This window comes from Streptomyces sp. NBC_01296 (genome assembly GCF_035984415.1).
GTDB lineage: Bacteria > Actinomycetota > Actinomycetes > Streptomycetales > Streptomycetaceae > Streptomyces.
On sequence record NZ_CP130720.1, the window covers coordinates 3,080,270 to 3,097,089 of the forward strand.

Below are 16,820 nucleotides of genomic sequence, written 5' to 3' on the forward strand. Positions count from 1 at the left end.
GGATGGGACCGCGCTGTGCGGGGCTACGAAAGCCAGGAGAGCCATCAGGCTGAAGCCGACCATCTCTCGCGCTTCGAAGCCGAGATGGAGCGGCTGAAGAAGGAGCGCGGGAAGGCCGTCCAGCACGCCGAAGACCTCGGATACCAGGTCGAGGTGCTGCGCGCCAAGCTCCACGAGGTACGCCGCAATCTGGCGTCCCGCCCCGCTTACGACGGTGCGGACATGGGCTACCAGGCGGAGCAGCTGCTCCGCAATGCCCAGATCCAGGCCGACCAGATGCGCTCGGACGCCGAGCGCGAGCTGCGTGACGCCCGGGCGCAGACCCAGCGCATCCTGCAGGAGCACGCCGAGCACCAGGCGCGCCTGCAGGCAGAGCTGCACGCCGAGGCCGTCAACCGCCGCCAGCGCCTGGACCAGGAGCTCAACGAGCGCCGCCAGACCGTCGAGGCGCACGTCAACGAGAACGTGGCCTGGGCCGAGCAGCTGCGCGCCCGTACGGAGTCCCAGGCCCGCCGGCTCATGGACGAGTCCCGCGCCGAGGCCGAGCAGTCCCTGAACGCCGCCCGCGCCGAGGCCGCACGCGTCGCCGAGGAGACCCGGCGCCGGCTGGCCGCCGACGCCGAGGCCGCCCGTGCGGAGACCGAAGCCACCCTGCTGCGCGCCCGCAAGGAGGCCGAGCGGCTGCTGACCGCCGCCTCCTCGCAGGCCCAGGAGGCCACCGAGCACGCCGAGCGGCTGCGTACGAGCACCACCGCCGAGGCCGAGCAGACCCGGCAGCAGACCCTCGACCTCGGCCGGGTGGCCGAGCAGCGGGTCCAGGAGGCCGACGGCGCCCTGCGCTCCGCGCGCGCCGAGGCCGAGAAGCTCCTCGCGGACGCCAAGGAGAGCTCCGCCCGGCAGCTCGCCTCGGCGGAGTCCGTCAACGAGCAGCGCACCCGCACGGCCAAGGAGCAGGTGGCCCGGCTGGTCGGCGAGGCCACCAAGGAGGCCGAGGTCCTCAAGGCCGAGGCCGAGCAGATCCTCGCCGACGCCCGCGCCGGCGTCGAGCGGCTGCGCGCGGAGGCCGCGGAGCAGGCCCGCGCGGCGGCGGCCGAGGACACGGCCGCCCAGCTGGCGAAGGCCGCCCGCACGGCCGAGGACGTACTGAACAAGGCCTCGGAGGATGCGCGGGCCACCACCCGCGCCGCGTCCGAGGAGGCGGAGCGGATCCGCCGCGAGGCCGAGTCCGAGGCCGACCGGCTGCGCCTGCACGCGGCGACCACGGCCGACGAGCTCAAGGGCGCCGCGAAGGACGACACCGAGGAGTACCGGGCCCGCACCGTCGAACTCCAGGAGGAGGCCCGGCGGCTGCGCGGCGAGGCCGAGCAGCTGCGCGCGGAGGCCGTCGCCGAGGGCGAGCGGATCCGCGGCGAGGCCCGCCGCGAGGCGGTCCAGCAGATCGAGGAGGCGGCCCGGACCGCCGAGGAGCTGCTGGGCAAGGCCAAGTCGGACGCGGACGAGCTGCGCGGCGGGGCGAGCGCCGAGAGCGAGCGGGTCCGCGGCGAGGCGGTCGAGCGGGCCACGACGCTGCGCAAGCAGGCCGAGGAGACCCTCGAGCGGACCCGCGCCGAGGCGGAGCGGCTGCGCGGCGAGGCCGAGGAGCAGGCGGAGGCCGTACGGGCCGAGGCCGACAGGGCGGCCCGTGCACGGCGCGACGAGACCGAGCAGGCCATCGCCGCGAAGCGCGCGGAGGCCGACGAGGAGCTCGTCCGCCTGCATTCGGAGGCCGAGAGCCGGCTGGGCACGGCCGAGCAGACGCTGCGCGACGCCCACGGGGCGGCGGAGAACATCCGCCGGGAGACCACCGAGGAGATCGACCGGCTGCGCGCCGGGGCGGCGGAGCGGATCCGCAGCCTGCAGGCGCAGGCCGAGGCGGAGGCCGACCAGCTGCGCACCGACGCGGCGGACGACGCCGGGCGGGCGCGGGCGGAGGCCGAGCACGTCGCCGTACGGCTGCGCAGCGAGGCGGAGTCCGAGGCCGAGCGGGTGCGCACCGAGGCGCAGGAGACCGCGGACCGGCTGCGTGCGGAGGCCAAGGCCGCCGCCGAGCGGGTCGCCGCGGAGGCCGCCGAGGCGCTGGCCGCCGCCCAGGAGGAGGCCGCCCGGCGCCGCCGGGAGTCCGAGGAGACCCTCGCGTCGGCCCGGACCGACGCGGACAGCGAGCGGGCCCAGGCCCGCGAGCAGAGCGAGGAGCTGCTGGCCTCGGCCCGCAGGCGCTCCGAGGAGGCGCAGGCCGAGGCGGCCCGCCTGACCGAGGAGGCGGAGCGGCGCGCAGCGGAGCTGGTGTCGGCGGCGGAGACCACCGCCCAGCAGGTGCGCGACTCCGTGGCCGGTCTGCACGAGCAGGCCGAGGAGGAGATCACCGGGCTGCGCAGCGCCGCCGAGCACGCGGCGGAGCGTACGAAGACGGAGGCCGAGGAGGAGGCTGCGCGCGTCCGCTCGGACGCCTACGACGAGCGCGAGCGGGCCACCGAGGACGCCAACCGGATCCGCACCGAGGCGCGTTCCGAGACGGACGCGGCGAAGGCGCTGGCCGAGCGCACGGTCGGCGACGCGATCGCCGAGGCGGAGCAGCTGCGCAGCGACACCGCCGAGTACGCGCAGCGGGTGCGTACGGAGGCGACGGACGCGCTGGCCGCGGCCGAGCGCGACGCGACCCGTACCCGGGCCGATGCCCGTGACGACGCGAACCGGATCCGCGGCGAGGCGGCGGAGTCCCTGGAGTCCTCGCGCGCCGAGGGCGGCCGGATCGTCGCCGAGGCGACGGCGGAGGCCGAGCGGCTCACCGAGGAGACCCTGGCGGCGAACGCGGCCACCGTCGGCGAGGCCACCGCGGAGGCGGAGCGGATCACCGCCGAGGCGGCGGAGGCGGCCGACGCCACCCGCACCGAGGCGGCGGGCACGCTGGACGAGGCGCGCTCCGAGGCCAACCGGCTGCGGACCGAGGCCGCGGAGCAGGCGGACCGGCTCATCGCCGAGGCCGTGTCCGAGGCGGAGCGGCTCACGGAGGAGACGCGCGCCGCGAACGAGACGACGGTCGGCGAGGCGACGGCGAAGGCCGAGCGCCTCACCCGCCAGGCGTCCGACATGCTGGCCGCGGCCGAGCGGGATGCGACGCGGATCCTGGTCGACGCCCGCAACGAGGGCGACCGGCTGGTCGACGAGACGCGTGCGGCCAACGAGGCCACCGTCGGCGAGGCCGCGGCGGAGGCCGAGCGGCTGCGCACGGAGGCGGCGCAGACCCTGGACGACGCCCGCGCGGAGGGCGGCCGGATCATCGGCGAGGCCACCGCGGAGGCGGACCGGGTCACGGTCGCGGCGAACGAGACCCTGGCGAGCGCCGAGCGGGAGTCCGAGCGGACCCTCGACGAGGCGCGCGCGGAGGCGGGCCGGCAGCGCAGCGAGGCCGCCGAGCAGGCGGACCGGCTCATCACCGAGGCGGCGTCCGAGGCGGACAAGCTCACCGAGCAGACCCGCAAGGACAACGAGCGTACGGTCGGCGAGGCCCAGGCCGAGGCCGAACGGCTGCGGGCGGAGGCGTCGGAGGCCCTGGCCTCGGCGCAGGAGCACGCGACCCGTACCCGGTCGGAGGCCGAGCGGGTCAAGGCCGAGGCGGCGACCGCGGCGGAGCGCACCCGTACGGAGGCCCGCGAGGAGTCCGAGCGGCTGCTGGACGAGGCCCGCGAGGAGGCCAACAAGCGGCGCAGCGAGGCTGCGGAGCAGGTGGACCGGCTCATCACCGAGGCCGCTTCGGAGGCGGACAAGCTCGCCTCCGATGCCCAGGCGCAGGCCCTGGCCGCCACGACGGCGGCCGAGGAGCAGGCCGACGCGATGGTCGACGCGGCCCGCAAGGAGGCCGCGCGGATCTCCTCGGAGGCGACCGTCGAGGGCAACTCCCTGGTGGAGAAGGCCCGTACGGACGCGGACGAGCTGCTCGTCGGCGCGCGCAGCGACGCCGCTGCCATAAGGGAGCGGGCGGAGGAGCTGCGCTCCCGCGTCGAGGGCGAGGTCGAGGAGCTGCACGAGCGGGCCCGCCGGGAGTCGGCCGAGCAGATGAAGTCGGCCGGCGAGCGCGTGGACAAGCTGGTCCGGGCGGCGACCGAGCAGAGCGTCGAGGCCGAGGCCAAGGCCAAGGCGCTGGTGTCGGACGCGAGCAGCGAGGCGAGCAAGGTCCGGATCGCGGCGGTGCGCAAGGCCGAGGCGCTGCTCAAGGAGGCCGAGCAGAAGAAGGCCGAGGTGACCCGGGAGGCCGAGAGCGCCCTCGCGCAGGCGAAGGCGGAGGCGGAGCGTCTGGTCGACGAGGGGCGCCGTGAGCTGGAGGTTCTGGTGCGCAGGCGCGAGGACATTCAGGCGGAGATCTCCCGTGTCCAGGACGTTCTTGAGGCGTTGGAATCATTCGAGGCGCCTTCGGGCGGCGGGAAGCCCGCGGTCGGTGGCCAGGGCGCGGGGGGCGTGAAGGCCGGGGCTGCTGCGGGTTCCACTCGTTCGGGTGGCAAGTCGTCGGAGGGCTAGCCAGCGCGCGAGATGTGTGTTCCTGATGAAGGTTCAGGCGAACGAGTGACAAGCATTCTGCCGCCTTGCCACTCAAAAGGGGTGTCATTGTCCAGATCAATCGTGGATTGACTCGAAGACACGCCGCTTCGGCGCCTAGGATTCCCCTAACACCTCACGTAGCACCTCATCGGTCTCATTCGACAGGAACCCCATGAGCGACACTTCCTCCCCCTTCGGCTTCGAGCTCGTGCGGCGTGGTTACGACCGCGGTCAGGTGGACGACCGCATTACCAAGCTGGTCTCCGACCGCGACAGCGCCCTTGGACGTATCAACTCTCTGGAAAAGCGGATCGAGGAGCTGCACCTCGAGACGCAGAACGCCCAGGCCCAGGTGAGCGACGCCGAGCCGTCGTACGCCGGCCTCGGCGCCCGGGTCGAGAAGATCCTGCGCCTGGCCGAGGAGGAGGCGAAGGACCTGCGCGAGGAGGCCCGTCGCGCGGCCGAGCAGCACCGTGAGCTGGCCGAGTCGGCTGCCCAGCAGGTCCGCAACGACGCCGAGTCGTTCGCCGCCGACCGCAAGTCGAAGGCGGAGGACGAGGGCGTCCGCATCGTCGAGAAGGCCAAGGGCGACGCCTCCACCCTGCGCAACGAGGCCCAGAAGGACGCCGCCTCCAAGCGCGAGGAGGCCGACGCCCTGTTCGAGGAGACCCGCGCCAAGGCCGCCCAGGCCGCCGCGGACTTCGAGACCAACCTGGCCAAGCGCCGCGAGCAGTCCGAGCGCGACCTGGCCTCGCGCCAGGCCAAGGCCGAGAAGCGCCTCGCGGAGATCGAGCACCGCGCCGAGCAGCTGCGCCTGGAGGCCGAGAAGCTGCGTACGGACGCCGAGCGCCGCGCCCGCCAGACCGTGGAGACCGCGCAGCGCCAGGCCGAGGACATCGTCGCCGACGCCAACGCGAAGGCCGACCGCATCCGCAGCGAGTCCGAGCGCGAGCTGGCGGCGCTCACCAACCGCCGCGACTCCATCAACGCCCAGCTGACCAACGTCCGCGAGATGCTGGCGACGCTGACCGGTGCGGCCGTTGCCGCGGCCAACCCGATCGTCGACGACGAGCCGGTCACGCGCGGCGTTCCGGCGCAGCAGAGCCGCTAGTACGCCGGGCAGTTCACCGGCGGTCGACCTGTCGGCCACTCACCGGCTACTCGCTGGTAGCGAAATGTCCTGCCCGAGGGCCCCGTGTCACCTGTTTGAGGTGGCGTGGGGCCCTCGGGCGTTCTAGCGTGAGCCGCATGATCGAGCTTGAGGGCCTTACCAAACGATTCGGCGCGAAGACCGCCGTGGACCACCTCAGCTTCCAGGTCAGACCGGGGGTGGTGACCGGCTTCCTCGGCCCCAACGGGGCCGGGAAGTCCACGACCATGCGCATGATGCTCGACCTCGACAACCCGACCAGCGGGACGGTCCGGATCGACGGGAAGCACTACCGGGACCTGCCGGAGCCGCTGAAGCACATCGGGGCGCTGCTGGACGCGAAAGCCATGCACGGCGGTCGCAACGCATACAACAACCTTCTCTGCCTTGCCCAGTCGAACCGCATCCCGGAGAGCCGGGTGGCCGAAGTACTGGATCTTGTCGGGCTGACGGCCGTGGCGAAGAAGAAGTCGAAAGGATTTTCGCTGGGTATGGGCCAGCGGCTGGGAATCGCCTCTGCGCTGCTGGGCGACCCGGAGATCCTCATGTTCGACGAACCCGTCAATGGTCTGGACCCGGAGGGAATTCTCTGGATCAGGAATCTTATGAAGGGGTTGGCGGCCGAGGGAAGGACGATCTTCGTCTCCTCCCACTTGATGAGCGAAATGGCGCTGACCGCAGACCATTTGATCGTCATCGGCCAGGGAAAGCTTCTGGCCGACATGTCGATGGCTGATTTCATTCACCAGAACTCGCGCAGCTACGTCCGGCTGCGCTCGCCGCAGCAGGAGCGGCTCAAGGACGTCCTGCACGAGGCCGGGATCGACGCCATCAGCGTCCCGGCCACCGGCACGCTGGAGATCGACGGGGTGACCGCGGAGCAGCTCGGCGAGCTGGCCGCCCAGCACCAGATCGTGCTGCACGAACTCAGCCCGCAACGGGCTTCACTGGAGGAAGCGTTCATGCGCATGACGGCGGACTCCGTCGAGTACCACGCCCACGCGCCGGGCGCCCCGGGCATGCTGCCCGGGCCCGGCCACGCGGCCGACAACCCGGCCCGGCCGGCCGACGTCCCCGCGTGGGGCTCCGGTTACGAGGCGACGCGCAAGGGCGGCGAGTGACCATGTCCTCCTTCCCCGCCGTTCTCCGGTCCGAGTGGACCAAGATCCGTACGGTCGCCTCGACCAGCTGGACCCTCGCCACCGCGTTCCTGATCACCGTCGCCATCGGCGCCGGGCTGTGTGCCGCGGTCAACGCGACCTTCGAGGACCTGCCCAAGGACCAGCAGGTCACGTTCGACGCCACGCAGATGAGCTTCTCCGGGATGCTCCTGGGCCAGCTGGCGATGCTCGTCTTCGGGGCGATGGTGGTCGGCAGCGAATACAGCACGGGCATGATCCGCACCTCCCTCGCCGCCGTTCCCCGGCGCGGCAGCCTGCTGCTCGGGAAGGTCACCGCCGCGACCGCGCTGGCCCTGGTGGTGGGCCTGGCCACCGGCTTCGTGTCCTTCTTCCTCGGGCAGGCGATCCTCGGCGACCACAGCATCGGACTGGGCGGGGAGAACGTCCTGCGCGCGGTGATCGGCGTCGGCCTGTACATGGCGCTGCTCGCCCTGTTCGCCATCGGCGCGTCGATGATGCTGCGGAACACGGCTGCCTCGATCGCGATCCTGATCACCTTCGTCCTGATCCTGCCCATCGTCCTCAGCGTGGTCGACGCCACCCGCAAGATCGCCTACTACCTGCCCAGCCAGTCCGGTGCCGCGATCATGCAGACCGTGCCCGCGGGCAGCTCGGACGCGCCCTACGGGCCGTGGGGCGGCCTCGGGATCATGGCGCTGTGGGCGCTGGCCGCCGTGCTCGGGGGCTACCTGGTGCTGAACAAGCGGGACGCCTGACGGACGGGACGCGGGGCGTCCGTCCCGGGACGGACGCCCCGCGTACTACGGGTCATCCCCGGGTCGGGCTCAGGGTCAGCTCAGGGATCCGGTCCGGGGTGGAACCACAGGCGACTCGATATCCTCTTAACTCTTACGCGGACGAAAGCCGTCCGGTCCTGGCAAGGGGCAGAGCAGAGGCAGAGCAATGATCGAGGCTGTCGGCCTGACCAAGCGCTACGGCGCCAAGACCGCCGTCGACCAGCTGTCCTTCCAGGTCAGGCCGGGTCACGTGACGGGATTCCTGGGGCCGAACGGCTCCGGGAAGTCCACCACCATGCGCATGATCCTCGGCTTGGACCGGCCCACGGCAGGCCACGTGACGATCAACGGCGTGCCCTTCCGGCAGCTTCCGAACGCCCAGCGGCACGTCGGTGCCCTGCTCGACGCCAAGGCCGTGCACGGCGGCCGCCGGGCCCGCAGGCACCTGCTCTCCGTCGCCCAGCTCTCCGGCATCCCGGAGAAGCGGGTGGACGAGGTGCTCGCCGTGGTCGGCCTCCAGGACGTCGCCGGGCAGCGCACGAAGGGCTTCTCGCTCGGCATGGGCCAGCGGCTCGGCATCGCCGCCGCCCTCCTCGGCGACCCCCAGGTGCTGCTGTTCGACGAGCCGGTCAACGGGCTCGACCCCGAGGGCATCCTCTGGGTCCGCACCCTCATGCGCCGGCTCGCCGCCGAGGGCCGCACGGTGTTCGTTTCCTCACACCTGATGAGCGAGATGGCGCTCACCGCCGACCACCTCATCGTGATCGGCCGGGGGCGGCTGCTGGCCGACATGGGCACCCAGGAGTTCATCGCGCACAACTCGGCCGGATTCGCGCGGGTACGCGCGGCCGACAATGATCACGATGGCCGGGATGCACTGGGTGCGGCCCTGACCAAGGCGGGCGGCCGGGTCCTCCAGGAGCCCGACGGGGCACTGCGCGTGACCGGCCTGGAGCTGCCCCGCATCTCCGACCTCGCGCACGAGGCCGGCGTACGGCTGTGGGAGCTGTCCCCGCACCGGGCCTCGCTCGAGGAGGCCTACATGCGGATGACGCAGCCCGCCGTGGAGTACACCTCCACCGACGACCCGCGGGCCGAGCTGTGGGAACCGGAGCCGCTGAGCGTCCCCGCCTGGGAGGACGAGCTCCCGGCCCCGGAGGTGCCGCAGACCGGATTCTTCGCTCCCCCGCCGCCCGGGGCGGGCGGTCAGCCCTTCCTGATGCCCAGCAGCCCCGGCGAGCTCGCCGGCGCCCCCCAGAACACCCCGACGGACACCCGCAAGGACACCCGATGACCGGCCCCACGAGCACCGGCCCCACGAGCACCGCGGACCGGCCGACGAGCTACACGTCGCCGCTCCCGACGCCCCGGCCGCACCTCGGGCACGCCGTGGCCTCGGAGTGGACGAAGATGATCTCGGTGCGCTCGACGGTGTGGACGCTCGGTTCGCTGGTGCTGCTCGTCGTCGGCATCGGGCTGCTCGCCGTCTCCGAGACCCGCTCCGCCGACTACCAGGACGTGCCGCTCACGGCGCCCGCGCTGTTCGGGCTGCTGGTGGGCCAGGTCTCCGTGATCGTGCTCGGCATCCTGACGATCACCTCCGAATACGGCACGGGGCTGATCCGTACGACCTTCACCGCCGCCCCCGACCGGGCCCGGGTGCTGACCGCGAAGTACCTCGTCTTCTCCACCGTCGCCTTCCTGACCGTCACCGGATCGGTGGCGGTGGTCGGGCTGGCCTCCGCGATCCTGCGGGGCGGCACGGCTGCCGGGCCGCACGGCAGCCACGAATGGGTCTCCGCCCTGGTCGGCTGCCTGTACGTCACCCTGCTCGGCGTGCTGGGTCTGGCGGTCGGGGCGATGCTGCGGCACTCCGCCGGGGCGATCGCCGTGATGCTGGGGCTGGTCACGCTGCCGCCGGTGATAGGGGGGATGCTCAGCATGTGGGAGACCATGGCCCCGCTCGGCCGGGCCGTGCTCCAGTACAACGCCCCGGTCGCCCTCATGCAGCTGTACGGCCTGCCGAACAACGACACCGCCAACCTGCCGGGCAACGCGGCGCAGCTGCTGATGATCCTGCTGGTGACGGGGGCCGCGGTGGCGGGCTCGTACGTGGTGGTCGGCCGCCGCGACGTCTGAGCGGCCGGACGCCGCGAGCCCGGCCTGATCGGCAGGACGCCCCCTAGTACTTGGGGGCGTTCCTGGACCGCTGCACCCGCGAGGTGCGGCGGTCCTTCGCGTTCCAGCAGGCCTTGTGCCAGTGCCGGCGGTCGTCCACGCCGCCGTACTCCGGCCAGGCCACCAGGTGCGGGGTGCCGGAGGGGATCTCCTGGTCGCAGCCCGGGCAGCGGTAGCGCTTGCCCGCCGCGCTCGCGCCCGCGACGTGCCGGACCTTCCACTCCTCGCCCTGGTACTCCTCGGTGCGCTCCAACCCGAACCGGTCGAGGCCGGTGCTGGGGCGTTCGTCCGGAGTCTCGCCGCCCCTGGGGCGGTTGTGGCGCGGTGACACGTATACCTCACGGATGGGCGGACGGAAGTGACTTTCTCCCAGACTACGCGCAGCGAGGCCGGGTACCCGCAGGGTGGCTGACAGAGGCGATGCGGTGACGTCGATTGGCCTGACAATCCCAATAACTTTCCTGTCAGGCCGTGCCTTTGGCACGTGTCAGACGTTGTTGCCATCAGATGAACCGGTCCACCTGGGGGAGGCCGCGTCAGCCACGAGGAGGGCAAAGGCGATGCGCGTAGGAGCGTTTGTACTGGCGGCCCAGTTCCCGGGCCAGGGACAGGGGGAGGCTCTGCACCGGGCGGTGCGGACCGCAGAGGTGGCCGAGGAGGCCGGGCTGGACTCGGTCTGGCTCGCCGAGCACCATTTCGTCCCGTACGGGGTCTGCCCGTCGGCGGTGACCCTGGCGGCGCTGCTGCTGGGGCGGACCCGGCGGCTGCGGGTGGGCACGGCGGTGAGCGTGCTGCCGAGCACGCACCCGGTGGCCCTCGGGGAGCAGGCGGCGCTGCTGCACCTGACCTCGGGCGGCCGTTTCACCCTGGGGGTGGGCCGGGGCGGGCCCTGGGTGGACCTGGAGGTGTTCGGCGGCGGCCTGGACGCCTACGAGAAGGAGTTCCCGGAGGGCCTGGACCTGCTGCGGCGCTGGCTCACCGAGCCGCGGGTGGCGGCTGCCGGCGAGCGGTACGGGTTCCGCGAAGTGGCCGTCGTACCGCGCCCGTCGGAGGCGCTGGACGGGGACGGATCCGGGCCGGAGGTGATGGTCGCCTGCACCTCACCCGCGTCGGTACGGCTGGCCGCGGAGCGGGGGCTGCCGATGCTGCTGGGCATGCACTGCGGGGACGAGGACAAGGCGGCCATGGTCGCGCTGTACCGGCGTACGGCCGCGGCGGCGGGCCACTGCCCGGACGCCCCGCACGTGTCGGCGGGCGTGTGCCAGTTGGCGGACCGTACGGCCGACGCCCGCGAGGCCCTGCTGAAGGCGATGCCGGGCTGGCTGAAGCAGGGGCTGGACGCGCACGTGACGGTCGACGGCCGGGAGCGCGCGATGCGCGACCCCGTCGCCTACACCGAGCTGCTCTGCGATCTGCACCCCGTGGGCACCCCGCGGCTGGCGGCGAACCGCCTCGCGGCCACCGCCGAGCGGACGGGGATCACGCGGTTCGCCCTGCTGACGGAGGGGTCCGGGGATCTCGCCGCGACGGAGGAGAACGTACGGCGCCTCGGCGCCGAGGTCCTGCCCCGTCTCGGCTGAGGCTGCCGCTCCGGTATCAATGGCACCTCCCGCGATACGGAGCGGCAGCGAAGTACGGTCGTGCAGGTCGTGCGGGTCGTGCATGTCATGCGGTTCGTACGGTTGGTCAGCAGTCCCGGAGCTCGGGCGACTGGTTGAGCAGCTGGCCGCGGATCGAAGTGAACTTGGCCAGCCGGTCGTCCGAGGAAGGATCCAGCGGGAACACGGCCACACGGTGGCAGTTCTGGAATGCCAGGCGCACCCCGAAGTGCCGCTGCAGCGCACCACGTATCGCGTCACTCGCGAGAGCGCGCAGCAGCTGGCCACGCGCCTGCTCGTCGGGCGGCGGCGTCTGGTTGTCGGCGAACTCTCCGCCGTCCACCTTCAGCTGTGCCACCAGCGAGCTGATCATCTCCCACGCGAAGGGCAGGGAGGTCCGGACGCAGTCGACGAAAGCGGCTTCGTCGACCTCGCCTCGCTCGGCCTGTTCGAGTAGGGCCGGTGAGACGTCGAGCGACATGGGTTCTCCTCTCGCGACCCCGGCGGTTTGGGTTGCCGGAGTCTTACGGGCAGGGACGGAGGCGGCGACGCAGCGTGCACGCTCCGCAACCTCCTGCTCACCACGGTAGGCGCCCCATGGGTGGCGCACCAGGAGAATGCGCATACAACGCGCCATCGGCGAACGGGGCTTTCAGGGGCGAATCGCGTGGAGGCCTTCTCGTCGAGTAGCGTTGCCGACCATGCGTCTCGTCATTGCCCGCTGCTCCGTCGACTACGCGGGCCGGCTCACCGCCCATCTGCCCTCGGCACCCCGTCTGATCCTCGTGAAGGCCGACGGCAGTGTCTCGATCCATGCGGACGACCGGGCGTACAAACCGCTCAACTGGATGTCGCCCCCCTGCACCCTCAAGGAGGGGAGCGGGGACGAGGCCGGCGTCTGGACGGTCGTCAACAAGGCGGGTGAGAAGCTCATCATCACCATGGAGGAAGTCCTCCACGACTCCTCCCACGAGCTGGGCGTCGATCCGGGTCTGATCAAGGACGGCGTGGAGGCACACCTCCAGGAGCTCCTGGCGGACCGGATCGAAACGCTGGGCGACGGGTACACGCTGATCCGGCGCGAGTACATGACGGCGATCGGCCCGGTGGACATCCTGTGCCGGGACGCCTCCGGCGGGACGGTGGCGGTGGAGATCAAGCGCCGCGGCGAGATCGACGGCGTCGAGCAGCTCACGCGCTACCTGGAGCTCCTCAACCGCGATCCCCACCTGGCGCCGGTGCGGGGCGTCTTCGCGGCCCAGGAGATCAAGCCCCAGGCCCGCGTTCTGGCCACGGACCGCGGCATGGACTGCGTGATCCTGGACTACAACGCCCTCCGCGGCATCGAGGACGACAAGCTCCGCCTCTTCTGACCCCCGGGCCCGCAGGCCGATCCCGGCCCCGCCGGCGTTCGGCCTAGGCCGTCGCGGACGGGTTGGCCGGGGTCGTGCTCGTCGGCGTGGGCGTCGGGGTCGGAGTCGACACCGGAGGCGTCGTCGGCACCGACCGGGTCGGCTCCGGGTTCGAGGACGTGCCCGTCGGCCCCGTCGAAGACGGCGTGCGCGAAGGCGGCGTCGACGACGGCTTGCGTGACGGGGTGCGCTGCGACTGGTTCGGGTCCGGGCTGAGGCCCGGCTCCGGGGAGGCCGGCTCCGAGGCGTCCGGAGCCGTCGTCCCCGGATCCGGTGCAGGATCGTTCCCGCCGGTCCCCGGCACGCCCGCACCGCCCGACGTCCCCGCCGTCGGCGTCGAGGACGCCGCCGGGCCGACCCCGCCCGCCGGGGTCTCGGGGTCCGAGCCCGTCATCGCCAGGCTCACCACCGTGCCGAGCACCACCACCGTCAGCGCTCCCGCCGCCGCCAGCAGCACCGGCTTCCGGCGCGGCTCCGCAGCCCGCAGCGGCGCGGGCACGACCGGCGCGGCCACCGCCGGCTTCGGGTCGAGGGGGAAGGCCTCCTCGAACACCTCCGACAGTGTCGTCGGCGCCTGTGCCCGCCCGATCACCGGCACGACGGGCGCCACCGCGGGGACCGGAGCCACCGGTGCCACCGCAGCCACCGCAGCCATCGGAGTCGTCGGCGCCGACTTCGACACCGCCGGCACCACCGTCGTCACCGCCTCGGACGCCGATGCCGGCGGCTCCAGACGCAGCGGCGGCGACACCTCCACGCCCGCCTTCTCGCGGTCCGTGACCAGCGCGAGCGCCCGCCGCCCGGCCACCGTGCCCCGCTTGTCGGCGAGGGCGCCCCTCAGGCCTATGGACGCCTCCAACTCGGCCCGCGCCCGGTCCAACCGCCCCTCGCACAGCGCGTGCACGCCGAGCTCGTGGTGGAAGTACGCCTGCTCCGCGACCTCTCCCGCCTTCCGCGCGGCCTCGGCCCCGGAGCGCAGCACCCGCTCCCACGCCTCCCAGTGCCGCGAGGCCGCGAACGCCGGGGCCGCGGTCCGGGCCAGCAGTACGGCGGCCACCACATCGGCGCCGGCCAAAGCCGCCAGCACCGCGTCGGCCTCCGAGGCGACCCGCTCCGGGGTCACCGAGGCGTGTCCGGTCCACCAGGCGTAGTGGCGGGCGGCCGTACGGGCCTCCTCCGCCGCGGTGTCCGCGAACCCGGCCTCCTCCAGCTGCCGTACGACCCCGGCGGCCAGCCGGTAGCGCGTGCCGACCGGGGTGAGCAGCCCGCAGCCCAGCAGTTCCGCGACCGCCGCGTCGGCGTGGGTGTCCCCCACGAGCGCCGGCAGGTGGGCGTGGTGCGGCATCTCGCCGCCCAGCGCGCACGCGATCCGCAGCGCCGCCCGCGCCGACTCGCTGACCCGGGAGGCCAGCAGCTCGGCGGGGGCCGCGCCCTCGGCCAGCGTCGGCAGCGCCACGAACGCGGCGTCGCGCGGCCGCTCCTCGAAGACGCCGGGCTCATCGTCGTCGTCCTCGGCGGAGGACTGGTTGCGCTCGTCGCGCTGGCGCAGGAGCGCCGCGGCCTGGACGAAGCGCAGCGGCAGCCCCTCGGACGCGAACCGCAGGTCTCCCGCCCAGGCGTTCTCCTCCTCGGTCAGCGGCCGTCCTGTGCCCGCCTCGAGCAGCTCCACGCAGTCGGCCCGGCCGAGGCCGCCGAGGAAGACCTCCTCCAGGTGCGAGTCGTCGGAGGGGGCGCGGGTGTCGGGGGTGGCGGCCAGCAGGTACGCGCATTCGGGCGTGGCACGCAGCAGCTCGTCGAGGGCGGTGCCGCCCATCTCCAGGTCGTCGAGGAGCACGATGGCTCCGATGTCCCGTACGCGGGCCAGGAGTTGGGTCCGCTCGGGCCGCTCCGCCGAGGCCTCGTACACGGCGGCGTACAGCGCGTGCAGCAGCTCGCCGGCCTGCTGGTGCCCGTACCCGCTGAGCCGTACGACGCCGTCGGGCGCCAGGCCCGTGCAGTCGGCGCCGACCGCGTCGAGCAGGGCGCTGCGGCCGGATCCGGCGGGGCCGGTCAGCCGTACGGAACGGCCGCGGCCCAGCAGCCGTACGAGCCGCTCCCGTTCCTCCTCGCGCGCGAGGAGCGGCGAGGCGGGGGCCGCGGGTCCGGGCAGGGCGGGCGGCCGTGCGGCGGCGTCCCGGGCGGCGCGGTCGGCGGCGTCGCGCTTGGCGGGGGCGGTGCCACCGGTGCCGGGACGGCGCGGCTCGATCTCGCTGCCGTCGACGGGGTTCACGGTCAGCGTGAAGTCCCCGGCGGTGAGCGTGACGATCCGCGCGACGGGGCCGGGAGCGGGGGCGGCGGCCGGCCCGGCCGCCGCGGAAGCCACCGCGGGGGCCACGGACGGCGCCGCGGTCTGCTCCACCGGTTCGGCCTGCCCCTGTGTGCGGTCCATGACCTGGTCCCCCGATCGCGCTCTGCGCCGTCGCCGTCGTGTCGTACCGTCCGGCCTTCGCACATTCCGCTGTCGCTACGGGTCCGGTTTCCGCCCGAACCCTAGACGGTGCCCGGTCGTACGGGGAACCGCAGGGGTGCCTTCACCACCGGACCGTTACGTTTCCGCAGGAAACGTGGGGGGGCGGACCGCGTCAGACCCGCGGGAGGGATTCCGCTTCCAGGCCGCCCTCGATCGCGAGGATGCGGTGCAGCCGGGTGGCGACGAGGAGCCGCTGCATCTGCGGCGGCACTCCGCGCAGGACGAGGCGGCGGCCGGTCCGGCCGGCCCGCCGGTGGGCTCCCATGATCACGCCTAGTCCGGTCGCGTCCCAGGAGTCGAGCCCGGTGAGGTCGAGCACGAGATCGCCGTGGCCGTCGTCGAGGGCGGTGTGCAGGGCCGTACGGGCGTCCGCCGCGCTGCGCACGTCGAGGCGGCCCCCGACAGCGAGTTCGGCGTGGTCGCCCCTGATGTGCATATGCGCTCCCGGCAGTCCTGGGTACGTAGGGATCCGACTGGTCCGTGGTCGGCAACTCTCACTGCAACTGACTGCCGTGCGGGCAGGGAAGTTGCCGACCGTGAGCGAACCGATACCTAATTCACCCGTGCGGGTGCATATATTCGAACTGGCACCCAAAGCCTCGGCGCCCGGACGGCTCGGCGGCTCAGTGCTTGTAGAAGCCCTGCCCGCTCTTGCGGCCGATGTCACCGGCGTCCACCATCCGGCGCATGAGCTCCGGCGGTGCGAACTTCTCGTCCTGGGACTCGGTGTAGATGTTGCTGGTGGCGTGCAGCAGGATATCGACACCGGTGAGGTCGGCGGTGGCGAGCGGCCCCATGGCGTGGCCGAAGCCCAGCTTGCAGGCGATGTCGATGTCCTCGGCGGAGGCCACGCCCGATTCGTACAGCTTCGCGGCTTCCACGACCAGGGCGGAGATCAGACGGGTCGTCACGAAACCGGCGACGTCACGGTTGACGACGATGCAGGTCTTGCCGACGGACTCGGCGAACGCCCGCGTGGCCGCGAGGGTCTCGTCGCTCGTCTTGTAGCCGCGGACGAGCTCGCAGAGCTGCATCATCGGGACGGGCGAGAAGAAGTGCGCGCCGACGACCCGCTCCGGACGCTCCGTCACGGCCGCGATCTTGGTGATCGGGATGGCGGAGGTGTTGGACGCGAGGATCGCGTCGTCCCGTACGAGCTTGTCGAGCGTGCGGAAGATCTCGTGCTTGACCTCGAGCTTCTCGAAGACGGCCTCGACGACGATGTCGACGTCGGCGACGGCGTCGAGGTCGGTGGTCGTCGTGATGCGGGCGAGCGCGGCCTCGGCGTCCTCGGCCGTCATCTTGCCCTTGGAGACGAACTTGTCGTACGAGGCCTTGATCCCGTCGGTACCGCGGGTCAGCGCGGCATCGGTGACATCACGCAGTACGACGTCCCACCCCGCCTGAGCGGAGACCTGAGCAATTCCGGAACCCATCAGTCCGGCACCGATGACGGCGAGCTTCCCAGCCACTGCACACCCCA

13 protein-coding genes are annotated in these 16,820 nt (G+C 72.8%); 8 read left to right on the forward strand and 5 right to left on the reverse strand.

Annotation, left to right across the window (positions count from 1 at the left end; translation table 11 throughout):
* Nucleotides 1-15: 15 nt before the first annotated feature.
* From scy to OG299_RS13625, 6 genes are all read left to right on the forward strand, one after another.
* Entirely contained in the window at nt 16-4,551 is a 4,536-nt protein-coding gene (scy, locus tag OG299_RS13600) for a polarized growth protein Scy (RefSeq protein ID WP_327361623.1), read from the forward strand.
* A gap of 193 nt (nt 4,552-4,744) precedes the next feature.
* A complete protein-coding gene (locus OG299_RS13605) occupies nt 4,745-5,683 on the forward strand; it encodes a coiled-coil domain-containing protein (RefSeq protein ID WP_266625372.1) in 939 nt (312 codons plus the stop codon).
* 137 nt (nt 5,684-5,820) lie between these two features.
* The gene (locus tag OG299_RS13610; protein ID WP_266625374.1) at nt 5,821-6,843 is read left to right on the forward strand and encodes an ABC transporter ATP-binding protein; all 1,023 of its coding nucleotides are present in this window, start codon (nt 5,821-5,823) and stop codon (nt 6,841-6,843) included.
* Between the two features lie 2 nt (nt 6,844-6,845).
* The gene (locus OG299_RS13615) at nt 6,846-7,619 is read left to right on the forward strand and encodes an ABC transporter permease (RefSeq protein ID WP_266625376.1); all 774 of its coding nucleotides are present in this window, start codon (nt 6,846-6,848) and stop codon (nt 7,617-7,619) included.
* A gap of 187 nt (nt 7,620-7,806) precedes the next feature.
* Nucleotides 7,807-8,934 carry an ABC transporter ATP-binding protein gene (locus OG299_RS13620; RefSeq protein WP_327361624.1) on the forward strand — a complete coding sequence of 376 codons (1,128 nt, stop codon included), beginning with the start codon at nt 7,807-7,809 and terminating at the stop codon, nt 8,932-8,934.
* A complete protein-coding gene (locus OG299_RS13625; protein ID WP_266625380.1) occupies nt 8,931-9,779 on the forward strand; it encodes an ABC transporter permease in 849 nt (282 codons plus the stop codon). The genes OG299_RS13620 and OG299_RS13625 overlap by 4 nt, the downstream gene beginning before the upstream one ends.
* A 43-nt stretch (nt 9,780-9,822) precedes the next feature.
* On the opposite strand, the gene OG299_RS13630 is transcribed toward OG299_RS13625, so the two are convergent.
* On the reverse strand, nt 9,823-10,149 hold the full coding sequence (locus OG299_RS13630) for an Rv1322 family protein (RefSeq protein ID WP_053784706.1): 327 nt from the start codon (nt 10,147-10,149) through the stop codon (nt 9,823-9,825).
* A 229-nt stretch (nt 10,150-10,378) separates the two neighbouring features.
* Here OG299_RS13630 and OG299_RS13635 point away from each other — a divergent pair, with 229 nt between their 5' ends.
* Nucleotides 10,379-11,398 carry an LLM class flavin-dependent oxidoreductase gene (locus tag OG299_RS13635; RefSeq protein ID WP_266625382.1) on the forward strand — a complete coding sequence of 340 codons (1,020 nt, stop codon included), beginning with the start codon at nt 10,379-10,381 and terminating at the stop codon, nt 11,396-11,398.
* A 106-nt stretch (nt 11,399-11,504) separates the two neighbouring features.
* On the opposite strand, the gene OG299_RS13640 is transcribed toward OG299_RS13635, so the two are convergent.
* Nucleotides 11,505-11,897 (reverse strand): SCO5389 family protein, encoded by a 393-nt coding sequence (locus OG299_RS13640; protein ID WP_030153794.1) that lies wholly within the window; start codon nt 11,895-11,897, stop codon nt 11,505-11,507.
* A 220-nt stretch (nt 11,898-12,117) separates the two neighbouring features.
* Here OG299_RS13640 and nucS point away from each other — a divergent pair, with 220 nt between their 5' ends.
* Complete coding sequence (gene nucS / locus OG299_RS13645; RefSeq protein ID WP_266625384.1) at nt 12,118-12,789, forward strand: endonuclease NucS; 672 nt, start codon at nt 12,118-12,120, stop codon at nt 12,787-12,789.
* A gap of 43 nt (nt 12,790-12,832) precedes the next feature.
* On the opposite strand, the gene OG299_RS13650 is transcribed toward nucS, so the two are convergent.
* From OG299_RS13650 to OG299_RS13660, 3 genes are all read right to left on the reverse strand, one after another.
* On the reverse strand, nt 12,833-15,256 hold the full coding sequence (locus OG299_RS13650; protein ID WP_327361625.1) for an ATP-binding protein: 2,424 nt from the start codon (nt 15,254-15,256) through the stop codon (nt 12,833-12,835).
* 193 nt (nt 15,257-15,449) lie between these two features.
* Complete coding sequence (locus tag OG299_RS13655; protein ID WP_030153791.1) at nt 15,450-15,773, reverse strand: STAS domain-containing protein; 324 nt, start codon at nt 15,771-15,773, stop codon at nt 15,450-15,452.
* A gap of 187 nt (nt 15,774-15,960) precedes the next feature.
* Complete coding sequence (locus tag OG299_RS13660; RefSeq protein WP_030295254.1) at nt 15,961-16,809, reverse strand: 3-hydroxyacyl-CoA dehydrogenase family protein; 849 nt, start codon at nt 16,807-16,809, stop codon at nt 15,961-15,963.
* Nucleotides 16,810-16,820 lie beyond the last annotated feature (11 nt).